The organism is Methylobacillus pratensis, assembly GCF_054072455.1.
Genome location: NZ_JBSUSR010000001.1, coordinates 850,693 through 867,887, shown reverse-complemented (window position 1 = coordinate 867,887; position 17,195 = coordinate 850,693). Strand labels below are relative to the sequence as shown.

The following is a 17,195-nucleotide window of genomic DNA, read 5'->3' as shown; positions in this document are numbered from 1 at the left end:
TACCTATCGGCAACATTACTGCCATATATCGCATGCATATACCTGCCTTTACTGTAAGAACTAATGTTGAAATGGCTGTGTCAGAGCATCGTTGCATGGCATGTCGCCACAGGTGCGGCCAGGCAAGCGCATTGGTGCAGGCAATCAGGCACTACCGCTATAATGCATGAATAATGCGGCTAAAGGAGAATCGCAAGGTGTTTATTCGAGGAATGTGGCTCGCACTGGCGTTGATGCCGATCGCAGCCCAGGCAGCAGATACGCACGAGTTCAAGCTCGACAACGGCATGCGGGTGATCGTGCAGGAGGACCATCGGGCGCCGGTAGTGGTGTCGCAAGTGTGGTACCGCGCCGGCAGCGTGGACGAAGTCAACGGCAAGACTGGCGTCGCGCACGTGCTGGAGCACATGATGTTCAAGGGCACCAAGGCCGTGCCGCCAGGACAGTTCTCGCGATTGATCGCCGCTGCCGGCGGGCGCGAGAACGCCTTCACCGGCACCGATTACACCGCCTATTACCAGCAGCTGGAAAAATCGCAATTGCCATTGTCGATTAAGCTGGAAGCCGACCGCATGGCCAACCTCCAGCTGACCAAGGAAGAATTCTCCAAGGAAATCAAGGTGGTGATGGAGGAGCGCCGCTGGCGTACCGATGACAAGCCGCAAGGCATGCTCAACGAGCAGTTCAATGCGGTCGCCTACCAGGCCCATCCTTATGGCCGCCCCATCGTTGGCTGGATGAACGACCTCGAGAACATGACCGTGGAGGATGCCCGTGAGTGGTACCAGACCTGGTATACGCCGAGCAATGCCATCCTGGTCGTGGTGGGCGATGTCGATCCGCAGGGCGTGCTCAAGCTGGCCAAGCAGCATTTTGGCGCGATCAAGCCGCATGCATTGCCCGCGCGCAAGCCGCAGCTCGAGCCTCAGCAGATCGGCGAGCGCCGTACCGTGGTGAAGGTGCCTGCCGAACTGCCTTACGTGCGCCTGGGGTTCCATGTGCCGGTATTGCAGGATGCGGACAAGGACTGGGAGCCATACGCGCTTGAAATCCTCGCTGGCGTGCTGGATGGTAATGCCTCGGCAAGGCTCAACCAGAACCTGGTGCGCCAGCAGCAGCTGGCAGTGGACGTGGGCGCAGGTTATGACCTGATCCAGCGCGGGCAGGTCGGGCTGTTCGAACTGGAAGGCACGCCCAGCGAAGGCAAGACCGTGGCCGAGCTGGAAGCCGCCCTGCTGAACGAAGTGGAACGCATCAAGCAGGAAGGGGTGACCGACGAGGAGCTGCAACGCGTCAAGGCGCAGGTGATTGCGGCGGACGTATACCAGCGCGATTCCGTGTTCTACCAGGCCATGCAGATCGGCCGCCTGGAAACCACCGGTTTCTCATGGCGCACGCTGAAAAGCTATCCTGCCAAGCTGAAAGCGGTGACGCCGCAGCAGGTGCAGGATGTCGCCCGCAAGTACCTGGTCAGGGACAGCATGACGGTTGCGACCCTGGACCCACAACCGATTGACCCCAATGCAAAACCAAAAGGCAAGCCACATGCGCATTAATCTTTCTTTTGTCCGGCGCGCGCAGCAGGCGCTCGTCATTGCAGCCGGGCTGCTGTCCGCCCTCCATGCACAGGCCGCCCTCAACATCCAGCACTGGCAGACCGGCAATGGCAGCGCGGTCTATTTCGTCGAGAACCATGACCTGCCTATCATCGACATCAGCACCAATTTTGCCGCAGGCAGCGCCCGCGACGGCGGCAAGCCGGGCCTGGCGGGCATTACCCGCTATCTCATGACCTTGGGGGCCGGCGGCCTGACCGACCAGCAGATTTCCAACGGCATGGCCGATGTCGGCGCGATACTCGGCGGAGAGCTCGATGCGGACAGGGCGGCGCTCAAGCTGCGCACCCTGAGCAGCGAGCGCGAGCAAAAGGCGGCGCTGGATATCTATACGAAAATCCTGCATCAGCCGGATTTCCCCGAGGCAACGCTCAAGCGTGAAAAAGCCCGGATCATTGCCGGCCTCAAGGAAGCTGCCACCCAGCCTGCGAGCATCGCCAACCGCACCTTCCTCAAGGCCTTGTACGCCAACCACCCCTATGCCGTGGAAGAGGACGGCGAGCCCGAGTCGGTGAATGCGCTCACCCAGGCGGATTTGCAACAGTTTCACCGCCAGTACTACGGCGCGAAAAATGCCGTGATCGCCTTGATGGGCGACATGACGCCGGAGCAGGCGCGTGCGATCGCCGAGCGCATTTCCTCAGGCTTGCCGGACAGCCCTGCCGCCGCGGCCCTGCCCGAGGTGGCTTACCCGCAAGCGGCGGTGGAGCGCCGTATCGCGCACCCGGCGAGCCAGTCCCACATCATGCTGGGCTATCCTGGCAATAAGCGCGGCGACCCTGATTATTTCGCCCTCTATGTCGGCAATTACATCCTGGGCGGCGGCGGTTTCGTTTCGCGTCTGACCGAGGAAGTGCGCGAGAAGCGTGGGCTGGTGTACAGCGTCTACAGCTACTTCATGCCGATGCAGCAGCTCGGACAGTTCCAGATCGGCCTGCAGACCAAGCGCGACCAGGCCGAGGATGCGCTCAAGCTGGTGCGCGAAACCCTGGTGAACTTCATCAGCAAGGGCGTGACCGAGGCGGAGCTCAAGGCCGCCAAGCAGAACATCATCGGCGGGTTCCCGCTGCGTATCGACAGCAACAGCAAAATCCTCGACTACCTGGCCGTGATCGGTTTCTACAAACTGCCATTGAATTACCTGGATGAATTCAACGCCAAGGTGGAAGCGGTGACGGCGGCCCAGGTCAAGGATGCGTTCAGCCGCCGCATCGATCCCGACAAACTGGTGACAGTGGTGGTAGGCGGCACCGAGAGTGGCGGCAAGTAACCGTGTACGCATCAGCGGCGGCGAATGGCGCAGCCGCCTATTGAGCTTCCCGGATGCGCCGGGATTGCGGCCCACGCCGGACCGGGTGCGCCAGACCGTGTTCAATTGGCTTGGGCAGGACATGCACGGGCGGCGCTGCCTCGACCTGTTTGCCGGCACCGGCGCAATGGGGTTCGAGGCATTGTCGCGCGGCGCCAGCGCCGTGGTGCTGGTGGAGAAATCCGCGCCTGCTGCGAAATTTTTGCAGCAGAACCAGTCCCTGCTCAAGGCAGGCGCCGCGCGCATATTACAGCAGGATGCCCTGCAGTTCCTGGCGCAGAACCGCGAACGCTTCGACGTGATCTTCCTTGACCCGCCTTACCAGCAGGGTTGGCTGCCCAAGCTTCTGCCCCATCTCCCAAGCCACCTGGCTGAGGACGGCGTAGTCTATGTGGAGGCCGAGTTTGCCCTCGATGACGAGCTGCCGTGGCAGGTCGTCAAGCATGGCAAGGCGGGCAATGTTTTCTATCACCTGTTAAAATTGGCAGATAGATCAACCGATTGACAGGCAGCTTGCCTGCTTCGCCTTGCAAGGATTGTGCATTTGAGCCAGCTGAAAGTCGTCTACCCAGGCACCTTTGACCCGATCACCCGCGGCCACGAGGACATCGTGCGCCGTGCCGCCGGCTTGTTTGATCATGTGATCGTGGCGGTCGCCAGGAGCCCGGGCAAGCATCCCATGTTTACGCTGGATGAGCGCGTGGAACTGGCTTCCAGCGTCTTGTCCGATTGCCCCAATGTGGAAGTGCTGGGGTTTTCCGGCCTGTTGATGCAGTTCGTGCGCGAGCAGGGCGCGCGAGCGGTCGTGCGCGGGCTGCGGGCGGTATCGGATTTCGAGTACGAGTTCCAGCTCGCCGGCATGAACCGCCAGCTCTTCCCCGAGATGGAAACCATCTTCCTCACCCCGGCCGAGCAGTACATGTTCGTCTCCGCCAGCCTGGTGCGTGAGATCGCCCAGCTCAAGGGCGATGTCAGCCAGTTCGTCTCTCCCCTGGTGCAGGAGCGCATTGCGCTCAAGCTGGCGTGAGCGAGGCAGGGAGTCCGCCATGGCGCTGATGATCACCGATGAATGCATCAATTGCGACGTTTGCGAGCCCGAATGCCCGAACGGCGCAATCTACCAGGGCGAGGAAATCTACGAGATCAATCCCAGCCTCTGCACCGAGTGCGTCGGCCATTTCAACAACCCGCAATGCCAGGATGTTTGTCCGGTGGCTTGCATCCCGCACGATCCCAACCGGGTCGAGACTCACGACCAGCTTTACCAGAAATACCTGCAGATCATGCTGGTCAAGCAGCCATGACGGCGGTCTTGATGACTGCGGGATTGGCTTGCCGTAGTTCTAAAGTCCTGGCTCGCTGAGGTTGAGCAGGCGCATTAGATTCGCCGACTTGTGTGATTTCTCAGGTAGCAATGCTTTGGGCGCGCTTCGATATCCATGCATGAATCAATCCTGCCTGGAAAAACTGCACCGGCGGCTCGAAGCCTCCTGATTCAATGATGGCTGCGACCCTGTCCGGCGCAAGCACTCCGACATCATTGGCATAGGCTTTGCGCAAGCGATCTATGCCTTCAGGCGAAATATCTGCCGCCGCCATCATGTTCATCCAGGCACGCAGCAAGACTTCATATTCGGACGACTCCACATCCGAAGCCAAGTCGGAGCTTGCCAGCATCCCTCCCGGCTTTAGTTTGCGTGCGATTTCTCGAAAGAGCCCGGAGCGAGCGGTTTGATCGAGAATGAATTGCGAGACCAAGAAACAAGTGGCTGCGTCATGTAGCCCGGTGTCCGCGAGCGAATCCAGATAGCCTTCGTGGAAATGGCAACGGGACGCGACTCCCTCTTTTTCCGCCCGTTGCCGGCACACGTCCAGCATGGGGCCGGAAGGCTCCACCGCAGTAAACCGCCACCCGGGGTGCTGTTGTGCAAGATAGGCCAGTTCCGCTCCCGTCCCGACGCCGACACAGAGAATGCGGGCATCTACCGGCAGTCCGGCAAATATCGAGTCCAGCAGCAAGTGCAAGCAATTGCGGATCGGCAAGGTCTTCGCCCACTGCGCGTCATAGCCTGCAGCCTGTTGATCGAATAATGCCTTAATCTCGTCCTGGTGCATCCCGTCCTCCATGTCATTGCCGCCCGGCGTTGAATCTGAGCCAGCCAATCATTTCTTTTCTGAAGCTGCATGCTTCGTTCATGTAGACGCCGCCGACCTCAAGCTCATACAGCATTTGGGAGAGCCTCGATTATCGCGGAATCGAGATTGAGCAATGTTTTGGAGTTCTTACAATTCCGCTATAGCTTGGCACATCATATATTCCCAAGTTCCTCCGTGGTCATGTAGAGCATTGGCGCCAGATATAATGATCAGTTAGCCTTTGACACAATGATCTCGATAATATCCTTTATTTCTATGATCAACACTTACACGGTAATGGTCAGATTTTCGCAAAAGGCTTATAGTTGACTGATATTGGGTTGGATATCACCATTAGGATCGTTGCGTTCGTTATCCATTACCATATGCGAGTCGACAAGATGGTCGGGGAACAAAATACCAATTCTTCCGTTCTGCTGGTTCAATCCGAGATCGCGCTTATCTGACATCATGTCGATATTTTTCTTAACATCGGGCTTTATGCAGGATGATAAGTATTCAATGAAGGCATTTACTATCGCTACCTCTTCAGCGAGACGCTGTAACCCTACTGCATTGATCTCAACTCCAATAGTTCGCTCCCACATACTTCGATATTCCTTGAATACTGGAATCTTTCCATGGAAATAGACATCGTTGAAGCGGAGCTTTTCGAGCACGACATTGCCGTGCAGTAAATCGTTTCGTTCATTGACGAGAGTGTGGTACGCCTTACACGCTGGCGATGTGTAGTCGATGGGTTTTGCGAAGCCAACGCACGTAATATGCAGCGTTTTTACACGAACATCGATTGGTTGCCGAATTGTGTTTTCTCGTAGCCGTTCGTCGCTCTTAAGTTCGCGGCGCATCAGTGCAAAAAGTAAAAAATTTACATATGCCTCAGCCATCACCGGCAGCATAGAGCGAATACCGAAGCAAATGCCGAGTCCCTTGCTATATCTGCCGAGAATATTTCCCCATTTGTCTTGCTCAAGGTCATTAGCATCCATGATATCTGGGATTGCTTGTTTTTCTGGTTGAAGATCCAAGGTGTGAAGCTCAGATAACATTTTTTCGATTGCGCGTCGCAACCGCTGATAGGGATTAACGAATTCAGTCCATTTCTCGAGCGATTTGCGAATTTCGGCCATCTTCTGCCCATAGTTGGCAAAATCGGCTTTGACTTGCGAGGCAAAAACTCTACTATCAATGTCAGAGACATTCAGATCACGGGAAATCCATAGCTCCGTTCTGAAGTTCATGCCTTGAATATGGATGCTTCCTAATGGATGATCAAGAACCCACTCCCAATGAATTAAGTTGTCCGAACTGTCGTTTCGTAGAAAGTTTTGCGGGCCATTCGGCTTCCCAAATCTTGCGCCAAGGTAGCAGTAGAGGTCATCCGGGCTTACCTCAGAGCGCCACTTCCAAATTACCATACCCTTATGTGTTGGTCCTTTCAGCAGACGTTCATAGATGACCTTAGGATGCGGGCATGTAAGGGAATTCAGAAAATCCGTAGTTAGTGGCATAGCGATGTCCAACGTCTGAATTAAGCCGGCCCACTAAGCGAATTCGGTTTGGATGAATTGTTAGCTTCAAGTGACCGACGCTGAGTGACCCTGGACTGAAGCTCTTGGGCCTTTGCCAAGAACAGCTCCCACTCCACAATCAAGCCGTTGTACAAAGCTAGCTCATCGAGAGTCAGGGATGATTCTGGTTTGCGCGGAGAGTAATTGTGTATAGCGATGTATTGCTCTATGCGGTGAATTCGCTCGGCTGCATCTGCTGGAAATCTGATGGCAAGGAATTCACGCCAAGGTTTATTGCCGCGAGAGTCATTACAGGTCTGACAAGCAGGAACGATGTTTCCGGGTACTAGCTCTCCAAAATCAGTCACTGCTACAAGATGATCAGGGATTATGCCGCGATTCTCGGCGGATGCATTCGAACCGCAATATGCGCAAGTACCACAAAATTCTGCGAGCACCAGTGCCCACTCTTGCTTAGAAACGCGGTGATCTGGAGCTACAATCTCGCGAAGGCCTCTACGCACGTTATAGTTCATACGCGAGAAGTGTTGGGTACCTTTCATAATAGCTAATCTATATTTAAATCTAGGTATTAGAATCGTATTTGATGCTGGCGAGCTAAGTCAATTAACGCTTCAGCAATTGCAATGCTTTTGGAATATATATGATGATTTAGGTCGCCTAAATTTTTGTGAATGAAAATAAAGCTGGCTCGAGAAGCAGTCGGGCAGTCCCCTGATCTCACAATGAGAAGTGATCGCATCTACAGATAGATAAAAATTCATTGCGGTTATAATGAATCTCTCATAATCAATCATTGGAGAAAGTGCCGTGCGCATATTGCATACCATGTTACGGGTCGGCGACCTGGAGAAGTCGCTGGCGTTCTATACCAATGTGCTGGGCATGAAGCTGCTACGCCGTCATGAATATCCTGATGGCAAGTTCACGCTGGCTTTCGTCGGCTATGGCAGCGAAAGCGACCAGGCGGTGATCGAGCTGACCTATAACTGGGATACCAGCAGTTATGACAAAGGCAATGCCTACGGCCATATCGCCATCGAGGTGGACGACGCCTATGCCGCCTGCGAGGCGGTCAAGCAGGCGGGTGGCAAGGTGGTGCGCGAGGCTGGGCCCATGATGCACGGCACGACGGTGATTGCGTTCATCGAGGACCCGGACGGATACAAGGTGGAATTCATCCAGAAGGGCACCTGGACTTCGGCTTAAGCCATGCCGTTGCAAGCAAACCCTGTGATTATCTTCAATAAACACCCTTCGATAGCTTGGTAGCAAGCCCTACGTTTGCCTGCAACAGCGAACTATTGCCCGAGGCTGTGTTAGGTACATGCATCGAATAAAGGAGCCGCCGATGTCACCAACCTTACCCTTGGCCCGCCCAGGCCGATCCCAGGACTTGCTTCAGGACCTCATCCGCTATGCACAAGGCTTGCCTGCAGTGCGTACGGGCGTGGTGCATCCTTGCGATGCCGTCAGCCTGGCCGCGGCACTGGAGGCGAAAGCGTTGGGGCTGATAGTGCCTGTGCTGATCGCCCCGCGCAGCAAGCTGGAGGCGGTGGCGCAGCAAGAGGGACTGGTGTTGGGCGATGTCGAGATCGCGGATGTGCCGCATAGCCATGCGGCTGCGGCAAAGGGGGCTGAGTTGGCGGCGGCAGGCGAAGTACAGGCGCTCATGAAGGGCAGCCTGCATACCGACGAGCTGATGTCCGCCATCTTGCCGTCAAGCGCGGGGCTGCGTACCAAGCGCCGGGTGTCGCATTGTTTCCTCATGCAGGTGCCGACTTATCCGCGTACGTTCATCATTACGGATGCGGCGATCAACATCGCGCCCGACCTCTTGGCCAAGGCCGATATCGTGCAGAATGCCATCGACCTCGCCAGGGTGCTCGGCGTCGATTCTCCCAAGGTGGCGTTGCTGGCGGCGGTGGAGATGGTTTCCCCGCACATGCAGGCGACGATGGATGCGGCCATCCTCTGCAAGATGGCGGACCGCGGGCAGATCGCCGGCGGCGTGCTCGACGGGCCGCTGGCGTTCGATAACGCCATTTCCTCGGAAGCTGCGCAGATCAAGGGCATACATTCCGAGGTGGCAGGCGCGGCCGACATCCTGGTGGCGCCGGACCTGGAAAGCGGCAACATGCTTGCCAAGCAGCTCGAGTATCTTGGCAATGCGCATAGCGCCGGCATCGTCGTCGGCGCGAAAGTGCCGGTCGTCCTCACCAGCCGGGCCGACCCCAAGCAGAGCCGGCTGGCATCCTGCGCGGTCGCCGCCATCCTCGCACAGCATTATCGGGAAAGTCCGCCATGAGCAAACTGGTGTTGGTGCTGAACTGCGGCTCTTCCAGCATCAAGTTCGGCCTGTTCGATATCGGCCATGCCGAGATTCCGCGCAAGCCGCGCTGGAACGGCAAGGTGGACGGCATTCTCAGCCCCAATCCCAGCTACGGGGACAGCCTGACCAAGCCGCACCAGATTGAGCTCGGCAGCGCGCATCCTTATTCCGAGGCGTTGCGCTACATCATCGACCGCATGCAGGCGCAACTGCACGGCGACAAGCTGGCGGCGATTGCGCACCGCGTCGTGCATGGCGGCAGCCGCTATTTCAAGCCAGTGCGCGTGAACGAGGAGGTTTTGCACGACCTGCGCAGCTACATTCCCCTGGCGCCGCTGCACCAGCCTTTTGCGCTGGAGGCGATAGAGCGGTTGCTGGACATCGACCCCGGCCTGCCGCAGGTCGCCTGTTTCGATACCGCCTTCCACCATACTCTGCCCGAGGTCGAGCAGGTTCTGCCACTGCCTTATGCGGCGTTCGAGCGCGGCATCAGGCGCTATGGTTTCCATGGCTTGTCCTACGAATACATGGCTGTGCACCTACCCGAGCTGGCTGGAGACCATGCCAGGGGGCGCACCATCGTTGCGCACCTGGGCAGCGGCGCCAGCCTGTGCGGCATGCAGAACCTGCAGAGCATGGCGACTACCATGAGTTTTTCCGCGCTGGACGGATTGATGATGGGCACGCGTTGCGGCGCGCTCGATCCCGGCGTGCTGCTGCACATGATGGAGGTGGAGCACCTGACGCCTGCCAGGGTGGGGGAAATGCTCTATCACGAGTCGGGCCTGCTCGGCGTGTCCGGCATCGCTTCCGATCCGCGTGTCCTGTTGCAACGCGAGGCGGCGGAGCCGCGCGCGCGTCTGGCGCTGGAGTTGTACGTGCGGCGCATCGTGCGCGAGATCGGCGCCATGACGGCGGCGCTTGGCGGGCTGGACATGCTGGTGTTCACTGCCGGGATAGGCGAGCACAATGCGGATATCCGTCAGCGCGTGGCGCAGAGCCTGGCGTTCCTGGGCGTGCGGCTCGACGCCGCCGCTAACCAGTCGCACGCCACGGTGATTTCCTCCGGGGAAAGCGCCATTCCCGTGCTGGTCGCCCTGACCAATGAGGAATGGATGGCGGCCCGCCATACGCAGCGGCTGTTGCAAGCGGAAGGTGAAACTACCCCCTGACGGGCACGCCGCAGCGTCAGGCGGTTTGGCTGGCTTCCAGCGCTTGTTGCAGGCGCATGACGCCGGTGCGGATTTCCTCGATATCCAGGTTGCCGAACCCCAGCCGCAAGGCGGCGGGTACTGGCTGACCCATGGCAAAATTGGTTGCGGGCAGCAGGCCGACCTTGTGTTGCTTGGCTTGTTCCAGCAATGACGCCATTTTCCTCCCCTCCCGGAGCAGCACCCAGAACGCCAGCCCGCCTACCGGCTGCCTGAAGTCCACTGCGTGGGCAAGATGCTCATCGATCAGTTGTTGCAGCGTATTGCGGCGCTCGGAGTAAATCTTGAAGGTCTTGCGGATATGGTGTCGCAGCTCCCCGCTGTTGATGAGTCCGGACACGGTTTGCTCAGTGACAGAGTTGCCCTGCCGGTCTATGAGCAGGATTTCGCGGCCGCATCGCTCGATCACGCTGTCCGACGCCACCAGGTAGCCGATGCGCAGCGCCGGGGCGAGTACCTTGGACAGCGAACCGACATAGATCACGCGGTTTTGCCTGTCGTTGCTGGCCAGCGGCAGGATGGGATGATTGGTGAAGTGGAACTCGTGGTCGTAGTCGTCCTCGATAATGTGGAAATCATAGGTCTCGGCCAGCATCAGCAGCTTCAGGCGCCGCTCGGCGGTCATGGTGACCGTGGTGGGGAACTGGTGGTGCGGCGTGACATACACGGCGCGGATCGCGATGGTCTTGCATAACTGTTCCAGCTCATCCACCTTTAAGCCATGTTCGTCCAGGCCCACGCTCAATATCCGCGCGCCGCAGGAGCGGAAGGCGTCACGCGCCGGAGGGTAGGTCAGGCTCTCGGTCACCACATGGTCGCCAGGCTGCACCAGCACCCGGGCAGCGAGGAATATCCCCATCTGGCTGCCGCGCACGATGCAGATATTGTCCGGCGTGACATACAGCCCGCGCTCCATATTCAACATATCCGAAATCGAGCTTCGCAGCGCGAACATGCCCCTGGGATCGCCATAACCCAGGCAATGATTCTTGTCGGCATGCAGCAGGCTGTGGCGGAAGGCGCGGGCAATGATGCTGTGGGGGATCAGCCGCGTGTCCGGCATGCCGTCGCTGAAATGGATCACGCCATCCTGCGGCGGCACGAATGCGGCAGCGGCGGTTGCCCTGGCCGAGGGAAGCCGGCTGGTGGCATTGGCCGGGGCAGGGTTGACCGCAGAGGCGGGCAGGTCGGGCGAGACGAAGGTCTGGCTGCGCGCGGCCGACGACAGCCAGCCCTGCGCGATCAGTTCCTCGTACGCCATGATGACGGTCTTGCGGTTCACCGACAGGTTGCTGGCAAGCTGCCTGGAGCTGGGCATGGGCGAAGACGGCGCGAGCCTGCCCGCCTGAATCTCCTCGATGATCTTTTGCACGATCTGCATAAAGACCGGCAGCCGGGAGCCTGGAGCCAGTTCGAACTTGAAATCCCATAAGCGGACTTTCTTTACCATGAATTCCTCCTTGTTCTGGCTGTGGATTAGATGGTGATTCTGTTGGATTTATTAATTGAATATGCCATGAAAAATCCATTCTGGACCATGCATTATAAATTTTCTGGAACTTATGTGTACCAGTAACAAATTATTACAATTGGTAACACTTGAGGTGATAATTTTTATAAAACTAATAAAAACATATGCTTATTTTAAATTGAATATACATGGAGAAGCGAGGAGCAGCATGAATACGGTTTCCAATGATATAGAGCTTGCCGATTGGCGTACCAAGGCGCTCAAGCTCGAGAGCGAGGTCGGCAAGATCATTGTCGGCCAGGGCAAGGCGATCCGCCTGATGACCACCGCGATTTTCGCGCGCGGGCATGTGCTGCTGGAGGGCGGCGTCGGCGTCGGCAAGACCACGCTGCTGCAATCCATCACGCGCGGCATAGGGGGTGCTTACGAGCGTATCGAGGGCACCGTGGACCTGATGCCCAACGACCTTATTTACCACACCTACCTCAATTCGGAAGGCCGTCCGCAGATCGACGAAGGCCCGTTGCTGCGTGCCGGGGAGAACCTCTCGGTATTCTTCTTCAACGAAATCAACCGTGCCCGCCCTCAGGTGCATGCGCTGATGCTGCGCGTGATGGCGGAACGCCACCTGCAGGCGTTCAAGAAGGATTACCGCCTGCCGCACATGGTGGTGTTCGCCGACCGCAACCAGGTGGAAAAGAACGAAACCTTTGAAATCCCGTCCGCCGCGCGCGACCGCTTCATGATGGAAATTCCCATCGAGATTCCAGAAAGCCGCGAGCACAGGAAGTCTCTGATGTTCGATACCAAGTTCCAGCACGCCGAGACGCTGACGCAGCAGGTGGAAGACCATGTCCTGCAATTCGACCAGCTCAACAGCTTTTCCGACACCATCCAGCGCCATGTTCGTTCCAGTAATGTGCTGGAGGAGTATGCATTGGATTTGTGGGAGGCGACGCAGCAGCCGGCCAAGTTCGGTATCAAGCTCGAAGGCGTCGAAACCTCCCGCCTGGTGCAGGCCGGCGCCAGCCCGCGCGGCATGGGCATGCTGCTGAAGGCGGCGCGGGTTAACGCCTGGCTCAACGGGCGCGACAGCCTGCTGCCGGAGGACCTGCATGCGGTGTTCCATGAAATCATCGCGCACCGGCTGGTGTTCAACCCGATGTACGACTCCAAGCGCACCGCGCTCGCGCGCGAACTGACGGCGCAGATCATCAATACGGTTGCAGTCCCCGGCAAGCATTGAGCCCGTCATGATCGCAATACCGGAAACTTCCTTTACCTACAGCATCCCGTGGAAATCCGACAACCACCACCTGGGCGACCATCCGGGCAACCAGCGCGGCACCGGGTTCGAATACCGCGGCAACGTGCCGCTGGTGGATTATCCCGATACCCGGCGCATGGATATCGGCCGCAGCCTGCTCGATCCGTTCGAGCAGATACAGGTGCGCCTGTTCAACCAGGAAAGCCCGACCCCGGTGTATATCCTCTGCGATATGTCGAGCTCGATGCAATTCAGGGGGCACGCGAGGAAGCTGGACCTGGCGGTGGACATCGCCGCCTCCATCGGTAGCGCCGTGGCGCATGCGGGCGATGTCTACAGCTTCATCGGCTACCACGACAAGGTGCTGGAGGAAACATTGCTGCCGCTGGGCAACCGCCTGCCCGAGCTTTTGGCGCAGCTATGCCTGGTCGCGGACTGCGAGGATATGGGGCGCGGCAGCGAGGGCGTGCTGGAAGTGCCGCAATACCTGGGGCAGAAGAAAAGCCTGGTGTTCTGGCTGTCCGATTTCCATATGCCGCTGGAACACGTGGAGCAGACGCTGACCGCGATGTCCGCGCACCAGGTGATTCCAGTCGTGATCTGGGACGAGCATGAAATCAGCAGGCTGCCCAGGCTGGGGTACAGCAACATGATAGACCCGGAAACCGGCGTGAGCCGCACATTGTTCTTTACCTCGGCCTTGCGGCAGCGCGTGGGGGAAATCTATGCCGAGCGCCGGCAGGCATTGCAGCAGCTCTTCTTGAGGTTCGACAGCCCGGCGCTTTATATCGCGGATGAATACCACCCCGACCTGATGACCCATTATTTTGAACAGTATCTGAGCTTATGAACAACATCATTTCATTCTTGGGTTTCTTGACGGCCGTGCTGCTTGCACCGCAGGCCGTTGCGGAAACTGGAAGCGTACCAGAGGTCGTCGTCACCAACCCGGCCCGCGCCTATGGCGTGCAGATCGGGGACGTGCTGTCCCGTCAGATTCGTTTTACCCTGCCCGCGAACGGCAAGCTGGCCAAGGACAGCCTGCCAGCCAAGGGCGGCAGGCAGGACGGCATCGAGCTGGTCGGCGTGCAGTTACGGCAGGATAGCAAGCAGGGGCAGCAATATACCCTGCAACTGGATTACCAGGTATTCGCCAGCCGCGACCGTCCCACCGCCATGCAGTTGCCGGAGCTGGAGCTGAAGTTCAATGCCGCCGACGGCCAGGAGCATGCATTGCATGTGCCGGCATGGCGGTTCTGGTTCGCGCCGCTGGTCGGCAGCAATGCCGCCAGGCTGGGCAAGGCATTCGTCAATATGCAGAACCAGTTCCTGCCGCCGCTGGTGGATACCGGTGCACTGCAACGATGGCTGCTGGTATTCCTCGGCCTGATCGTCGCAGGCGTGCTGGCGCTGCTCTATATCAATGCGGACCGCAAGTGGCTGCCGTTCATGGGCGGCGCGTTTGCCCAGGCGCACCGCCGCATCAAGCGCCTCAGGCCTTCCTCGCCGGCGGCTGTCCAGGAGGGCTTCTACCACATGCATACGGCGTTCAATGCCTGGTACGGCAGCAATTGCTTCGCGCAGGATATCGATAGCTTCGTGCAGAAGAATCCTCGCTTCGGCAGGTCTCGCGCGGACATCGCCCGTTTCTTCGCCAGCTCTAACGAGCAACTGTTCTTCGGGCAAGGGCGGGACGCCGCGGAAACCATCAAGGAACTGCAGCGGCTCAGCAAGCAATTCCGGCACTGTGAGCGAGGCGTGGCGTGAGTTTCCAATATCCCTGGCTATTCATATTGCTGCCGTTGTGCTTTGTGCCGTTCTGGCTCAAGGGGCGGCAGGGCTCCTTGTATTCGTGGGTCATGATACTGCCGCAGGATCGCGTATCCCGGTTCATGGACTACGGCCTCAAGACGCTCATGACGCTGTTGCTGCTCTCCATCCTGCTGGCGCTGGCGCATCCGCACGGCCCGGAAAAAGTGGTGCAGCGCGTGGGCAAGGGTGCGCAGATCGCGATGGTGATCGACCGCAGCGTGAGCATGGACCATCCCTTTGCCGGTGACGTCACCTCCGGCAGCGCGGGGGAGATCAAGTCCACGGCGGCGCGGCGCCTGATCACCAAGTTCATCGACTCCCGCCCGGACGACATGATGGGCGTGGTGGGTTTTTCCAACTCCGCGCTCTATGGCGTCAAGATCACCAACAACCGCGATGCGATCCATGCCGCCATTAATGCCGCGACCAGCCCCTCGATTAACCAGACCAATATCGGTGCAGGCCTGACCAAGGGCGTGACGCTGTTCGACAATATCGAGAGCACCGGTTCGCGCGCCGTCATCCTGCTGTCCGACGGGGCGGGGAAACTCAGCCCCCGGGTCAAGGCCACCTTGCAGGCGAGCTTGAAGAAAAACAACCTTGCTCTGTACTGGATCGTGCTACGCCAGCCTGACGACGTGAGCATCTTCTCCAAGAACCAATACGACGAGGACAGGGTGCCGACCGCGATCGCGCTGGACAGGTATTTCAAGTCTCTCAACATCAAGTACCAGGCTTATGAGGCGGACAATCCCGACACCCTGCAATCCGCGATCCAGGACATCGGCAACCGCGAAAACAAGACGATTCAATATCCCATCACCATTCCAGGCCGCAATTTCTCGCAGGATTTCGCCGTGCTGGCGCTGGCATTGGGATGCCTGGTATTGCTGCTCAAGAATCTGAGGATCTACTCATGGAAAAACACCTGAAAATCAAGAATGCCATCGCGGGGCTGCTCCTGCTGGCCGGCCTGGTAGGGGCCGGCGCCGTGCTCTACCAATTGCGGCAGGCGGAACAAGCCAACCACGCATTGCGCACCGGAGGGGAAATAAGCAACGAGGATTACGCCATGCAGCGCAAGTTTGCCGAAGCCTACTTCCAGGGCGCATCCAAGAACTACAAGCATGCGGTGCAGAATTACAGCCAGTTGCTCGAGAGCATGGACAAGAAAGGCAATGCCAGCCCGGAACTGCGCGCGCAGATCTATTTCAATATCGGCAACAACCTGTTCCGCTCGGGGCTGGTGCGCATGGTGAATTCCGACGGCAGCCTGCAAGATGACGCCAAATACGCCTATGCGCAGGCCATCGTGGCTTACGAGCAGGCATTGAAGCAGAACCCCGCGCAAGCGGAAGCCAAGTTCAACCTCAGCCTGCTGCATGCCGTGATTCCCGCCAACATGCAGATCGGCAAGCGCGAGCAGACCGCAATGGAATTGAGCAACCTGCCGATAGGATTGCCATGATGCCTGCCCTGATCCTCCGCCGCGCCCTGGCATGGGGCAGGCAGTATTATGAAAACCTGCTGGTCGCGCTGGCCTTGCTGTTGTTGCTGGCTTCACTGGTCAAGCCGCAGATGCTGTTGAAGCAGGAAATGCACAACTTCCTGCTGCTCGCGGACGTGTCGCAGAGCATGAACGCCCAGGACGTGAAGGTGGACAACAAGGAGGCCAGCCGCATGGAGTATGCCCAGCACCTGATGAAGCGGGTGGTGGAAACGTCCAAATGCGGCACCTACATCAGCGTCGGGGCCTACGCGGCGGAAAACGTCGCCCTGCTGCTGATGCCGCTGGAAGTCTGCGCGAATTACGACGAGATCATCGACACCATCTCGCAGCTGGAGTGGCGTATGGCCTGGAGCGGCAACAGCCGCATTACCTTCGGCGTGAAGGCGGCCGAAGGCGTGCTGGATTACCTGGATGCGCCCGCCAAGATGCTGTTCTTCACCGATGGCGACGAAGCGCCCAAGGCCAACGGCATCAACAAGCTGGACTTGAGCGACGTGCGCGTCGGCAGCCGCACGGTGTTCGTCGGCGTGGGCGGCAAGGAGGCGGTGTCCATTCCGCGCTACAACGCCAACAACAAGTGGGTGGGTTATTGGGGCATAGACTCCAAGGAGGAGGGCGGCGGGGGAGGCAACTATGCCGATGCGAGCAAGGACGACCCCGACCCCGTGGTGGCCTCCGACGAGTGGGACCGCTACCTTTCCATGCTCGACGAGGAGCACCTGACCAACCTCGCGCAGGAAATTAAGGCGCAATACGTGGAAGGCACGGACAGCCGGGAGTTCCTGGACTTCGTGCAAAAGCAGAAGCCGGCCGCAAAGATCGTCACGATCTATTCCCTGGCCTGGATTTATTACAGCCTGGCCTTCCTTTGCATCCTCGGCATTTACCTGCCCAACCTGCGTGCAGGGAAGAGCGGCTTGAAGTTCAGCTAGCACAACAATCACATCATGGGCGCCGACGCGTCCGGTGCAGGATGTA

The 17,195-nt window shown here is 58.5% G+C and carries 18 protein-coding genes; 14 read left to right on the top strand and 4 right to left on the bottom strand.

Annotation, left to right across the window (positions count from 1 at the left end; genetic code table 11):
• Positions 1-212 precede the first annotated feature (212 nt).
• From ACW4YW_RS03905 to ACW4YW_RS03885, 5 genes are read left to right on the top strand one after another with little or no spacing between them, the layout of a single operon-like run.
• A complete protein-coding gene (locus ACW4YW_RS03905; protein WP_457136502.1) occupies positions 213-1,556 on the top strand; it encodes a M16 family metallopeptidase in 1,344 nt (447 codons plus the stop codon).
• On the top strand, positions 1,546-2,886 hold the full coding sequence (locus ACW4YW_RS03900; protein ID WP_457136357.1) for a M16 family metallopeptidase: 1,341 nt from the start codon (positions 1,546-1,548) through the stop codon (positions 2,884-2,886). The genes ACW4YW_RS03905 and ACW4YW_RS03900 overlap by 11 nt, the downstream gene beginning before the upstream one ends.
• A complete protein-coding gene (gene rsmD / locus ACW4YW_RS03895; protein ID WP_457136356.1) occupies positions 2,873-3,430 on the top strand; it encodes a 16S rRNA (guanine(966)-N(2))-methyltransferase RsmD in 558 nt (185 codons plus the stop codon). The genes ACW4YW_RS03900 and rsmD overlap by 14 nt, the downstream gene beginning before the upstream one ends.
• Positions 3,431-3,469: 39 nt before the next feature.
• On the top strand, positions 3,470-3,952 hold the full coding sequence (coaD, locus tag ACW4YW_RS03890; RefSeq protein WP_407995814.1) for a pantetheine-phosphate adenylyltransferase: 483 nt from the start codon (positions 3,470-3,472) through the stop codon (positions 3,950-3,952).
• 19 nt (positions 3,953-3,971) lie between these two features.
• On the top strand, positions 3,972-4,229 hold the full coding sequence (locus ACW4YW_RS03885) for a YfhL family 4Fe-4S dicluster ferredoxin (RefSeq protein ID WP_457136355.1): 258 nt from the start codon (positions 3,972-3,974) through the stop codon (positions 4,227-4,229).
• Positions 4,230-4,329: 100 nt separating this feature from the next.
• Here ACW4YW_RS03885 and ACW4YW_RS03880 read toward each other — a convergent pair whose 3' ends face one another.
• The 3 genes from ACW4YW_RS03880 to ACW4YW_RS03870 form a co-directional block, all read right to left on the bottom strand.
• Complete coding sequence (locus ACW4YW_RS03880) at positions 4,330-5,088, bottom strand: class I SAM-dependent methyltransferase (protein ID WP_457136354.1); 759 nt, start codon at positions 5,086-5,088, stop codon at positions 4,330-4,332.
• Positions 5,089-5,381: 293 nt separating this feature from the next.
• Positions 5,382-6,593: a hypothetical protein gene (locus ACW4YW_RS03875; RefSeq protein ID WP_457136353.1), complete on the bottom strand. Its 1,212-nt coding sequence runs from the start codon at positions 6,591-6,593 to the stop codon at positions 5,382-5,384.
• Positions 6,594-6,613: 20 nt separating this feature from the next.
• Positions 6,614-7,129, bottom strand: coding sequence for an HNH endonuclease (locus ACW4YW_RS03870; RefSeq protein ID WP_457136501.1), 516 nt, complete (start codon positions 7,127-7,129; stop codon positions 6,614-6,616).
• 295 nt (positions 7,130-7,424) lie between these two features.
• Between ACW4YW_RS03870 and gloA the strand changes: the two genes are divergently transcribed.
• The 3 genes from gloA to ACW4YW_RS03855 all read left to right on the top strand — a co-directional run bounded on the left by gloA (position 7,425) and on the right by ACW4YW_RS03855 (position 10,118).
• Positions 7,425-7,823 (top strand): lactoylglutathione lyase, encoded by a 399-nt coding sequence (gene gloA, locus ACW4YW_RS03865; RefSeq protein ID WP_457136352.1) that lies wholly within the window; start codon positions 7,425-7,427, stop codon positions 7,821-7,823.
• A 142-nt stretch (positions 7,824-7,965) separates the two neighbouring features.
• Positions 7,966-8,922 carry a bifunctional enoyl-CoA hydratase/phosphate acetyltransferase gene (locus tag ACW4YW_RS03860; RefSeq protein ID WP_457136351.1) on the top strand — a complete coding sequence of 319 codons (957 nt, stop codon included), beginning with the start codon at positions 7,966-7,968 and terminating at the stop codon, positions 8,920-8,922.
• Entirely contained in the window at positions 8,919-10,118 is a 1,200-nt protein-coding gene (locus ACW4YW_RS03855; RefSeq protein WP_457136350.1) for an acetate/propionate family kinase, read from the top strand. The genes ACW4YW_RS03860 and ACW4YW_RS03855 overlap by 4 nt, the downstream gene beginning before the upstream one ends.
• Positions 10,119-10,134: 16 nt before the next feature.
• On the opposite strand, the gene pdxR is transcribed toward ACW4YW_RS03855, so the two are convergent.
• Positions 10,135-11,607, bottom strand: coding sequence for a MocR-like pyridoxine biosynthesis transcription factor PdxR (pdxR, locus tag ACW4YW_RS03850; protein WP_457136349.1), 1,473 nt, complete (start codon positions 11,605-11,607; stop codon positions 10,135-10,137).
• A gap of 229 nt (positions 11,608-11,836) precedes the next feature.
• Between pdxR and ACW4YW_RS03845 the strand changes: the two genes are divergently transcribed.
• Genes ACW4YW_RS03845 through ACW4YW_RS03820 form a run of 6 tightly spaced genes read left to right on the top strand, consistent with a single transcriptional unit; the run spans position 11,837 to position 17,149 of the window.
• Positions 11,837-12,874 carry an AAA family ATPase gene (locus tag ACW4YW_RS03845; RefSeq protein ID WP_457136348.1) on the top strand — a complete coding sequence of 346 codons (1,038 nt, stop codon included), beginning with the start codon at positions 11,837-11,839 and terminating at the stop codon, positions 12,872-12,874.
• Positions 12,875-12,881: 7 nt separating this feature from the next.
• Entirely contained in the window at positions 12,882-13,745 is an 864-nt protein-coding gene (locus ACW4YW_RS03840) for a DUF58 domain-containing protein (RefSeq protein WP_457136347.1), read from the top strand.
• Complete coding sequence (locus ACW4YW_RS03835) at positions 13,742-14,662, top strand: hypothetical protein (RefSeq protein WP_457136346.1); 921 nt, start codon at positions 13,742-13,744, stop codon at positions 14,660-14,662. Before ACW4YW_RS03840 ends, ACW4YW_RS03835 begins: the two co-directional genes overlap by 4 nt.
• Positions 14,659-15,639 carry a vWA domain-containing protein gene (locus tag ACW4YW_RS03830; protein ID WP_457136345.1) on the top strand — a complete coding sequence of 327 codons (981 nt, stop codon included), beginning with the start codon at positions 14,659-14,661 and terminating at the stop codon, positions 15,637-15,639. Before ACW4YW_RS03835 ends, ACW4YW_RS03830 begins: the two co-directional genes overlap by 4 nt.
• Positions 15,624-16,175: a hypothetical protein gene (locus ACW4YW_RS03825; protein WP_457136344.1), complete on the top strand. Its 552-nt coding sequence runs from the start codon at positions 15,624-15,626 to the stop codon at positions 16,173-16,175. The genes ACW4YW_RS03830 and ACW4YW_RS03825 overlap by 16 nt, the downstream gene beginning before the upstream one ends.
• Positions 16,172-17,149 carry a vWA domain-containing protein gene (locus ACW4YW_RS03820; protein ID WP_457136343.1) on the top strand — a complete coding sequence of 326 codons (978 nt, stop codon included), beginning with the start codon at positions 16,172-16,174 and terminating at the stop codon, positions 17,147-17,149. Before ACW4YW_RS03825 ends, ACW4YW_RS03820 begins: the two co-directional genes overlap by 4 nt.
• Positions 17,150-17,195 lie beyond the last annotated feature (46 nt).

Coding starts and splice junctions, on each gene's coding strand:
- ACW4YW_RS03875 (WP_457136353.1), bottom strand. CDS start 6,593: ATGCCACTAACTACGGATTTTCTGAATTCCCTTACATGCCCGCATCCT.
- ACW4YW_RS03820 (WP_457136343.1), top strand. CDS start 16,172: ATGATGCCTGCCCTGATCCTCCGCCGCGCCCTGGCATGGGGCAGGCAG.
- ACW4YW_RS03860 (WP_457136351.1), top strand. CDS start 7,966: ATGTCACCAACCTTACCCTTGGCCCGCCCAGGCCGATCCCAGGACTTG.
- ACW4YW_RS03825 (WP_457136344.1), top strand. CDS start 15,624: ATGGAAAAACACCTGAAAATCAAGAATGCCATCGCGGGGCTGCTCCTG.
- ACW4YW_RS03870 (WP_457136501.1), bottom strand. CDS start 7,129: ATGAACTATAACGTGCGTAGAGGCCTTCGCGAGATTGTAGCTCCAGAT.
- pdxR (WP_457136349.1), bottom strand. CDS start 11,607: ATGGTAAAGAAAGTCCGCTTATGGGATTTCAAGTTCGAACTGGCTCCA.
- ACW4YW_RS03885 (WP_457136355.1), top strand. CDS start 3,972: ATGGCGCTGATGATCACCGATGAATGCATCAATTGCGACGTTTGCGAG.
- ACW4YW_RS03905 (WP_457136502.1), top strand. CDS start 213: ATGTGGCTCGCACTGGCGTTGATGCCGATCGCAGCCCAGGCAGCAGAT.
- ACW4YW_RS03835 (WP_457136346.1), top strand. CDS start 13,742: ATGAACAACATCATTTCATTCTTGGGTTTCTTGACGGCCGTGCTGCTT.
- ACW4YW_RS03855 (WP_457136350.1), top strand. CDS start 8,919: ATGAGCAAACTGGTGTTGGTGCTGAACTGCGGCTCTTCCAGCATCAAG.
- ACW4YW_RS03840 (WP_457136347.1), top strand. CDS start 12,882: ATGATCGCAATACCGGAAACTTCCTTTACCTACAGCATCCCGTGGAAA.
- ACW4YW_RS03845 (WP_457136348.1), top strand. CDS start 11,837: ATGAATACGGTTTCCAATGATATAGAGCTTGCCGATTGGCGTACCAAG.
- ACW4YW_RS03900 (WP_457136357.1), top strand. CDS start 1,546: ATGCGCATTAATCTTTCTTTTGTCCGGCGCGCGCAGCAGGCGCTCGTC.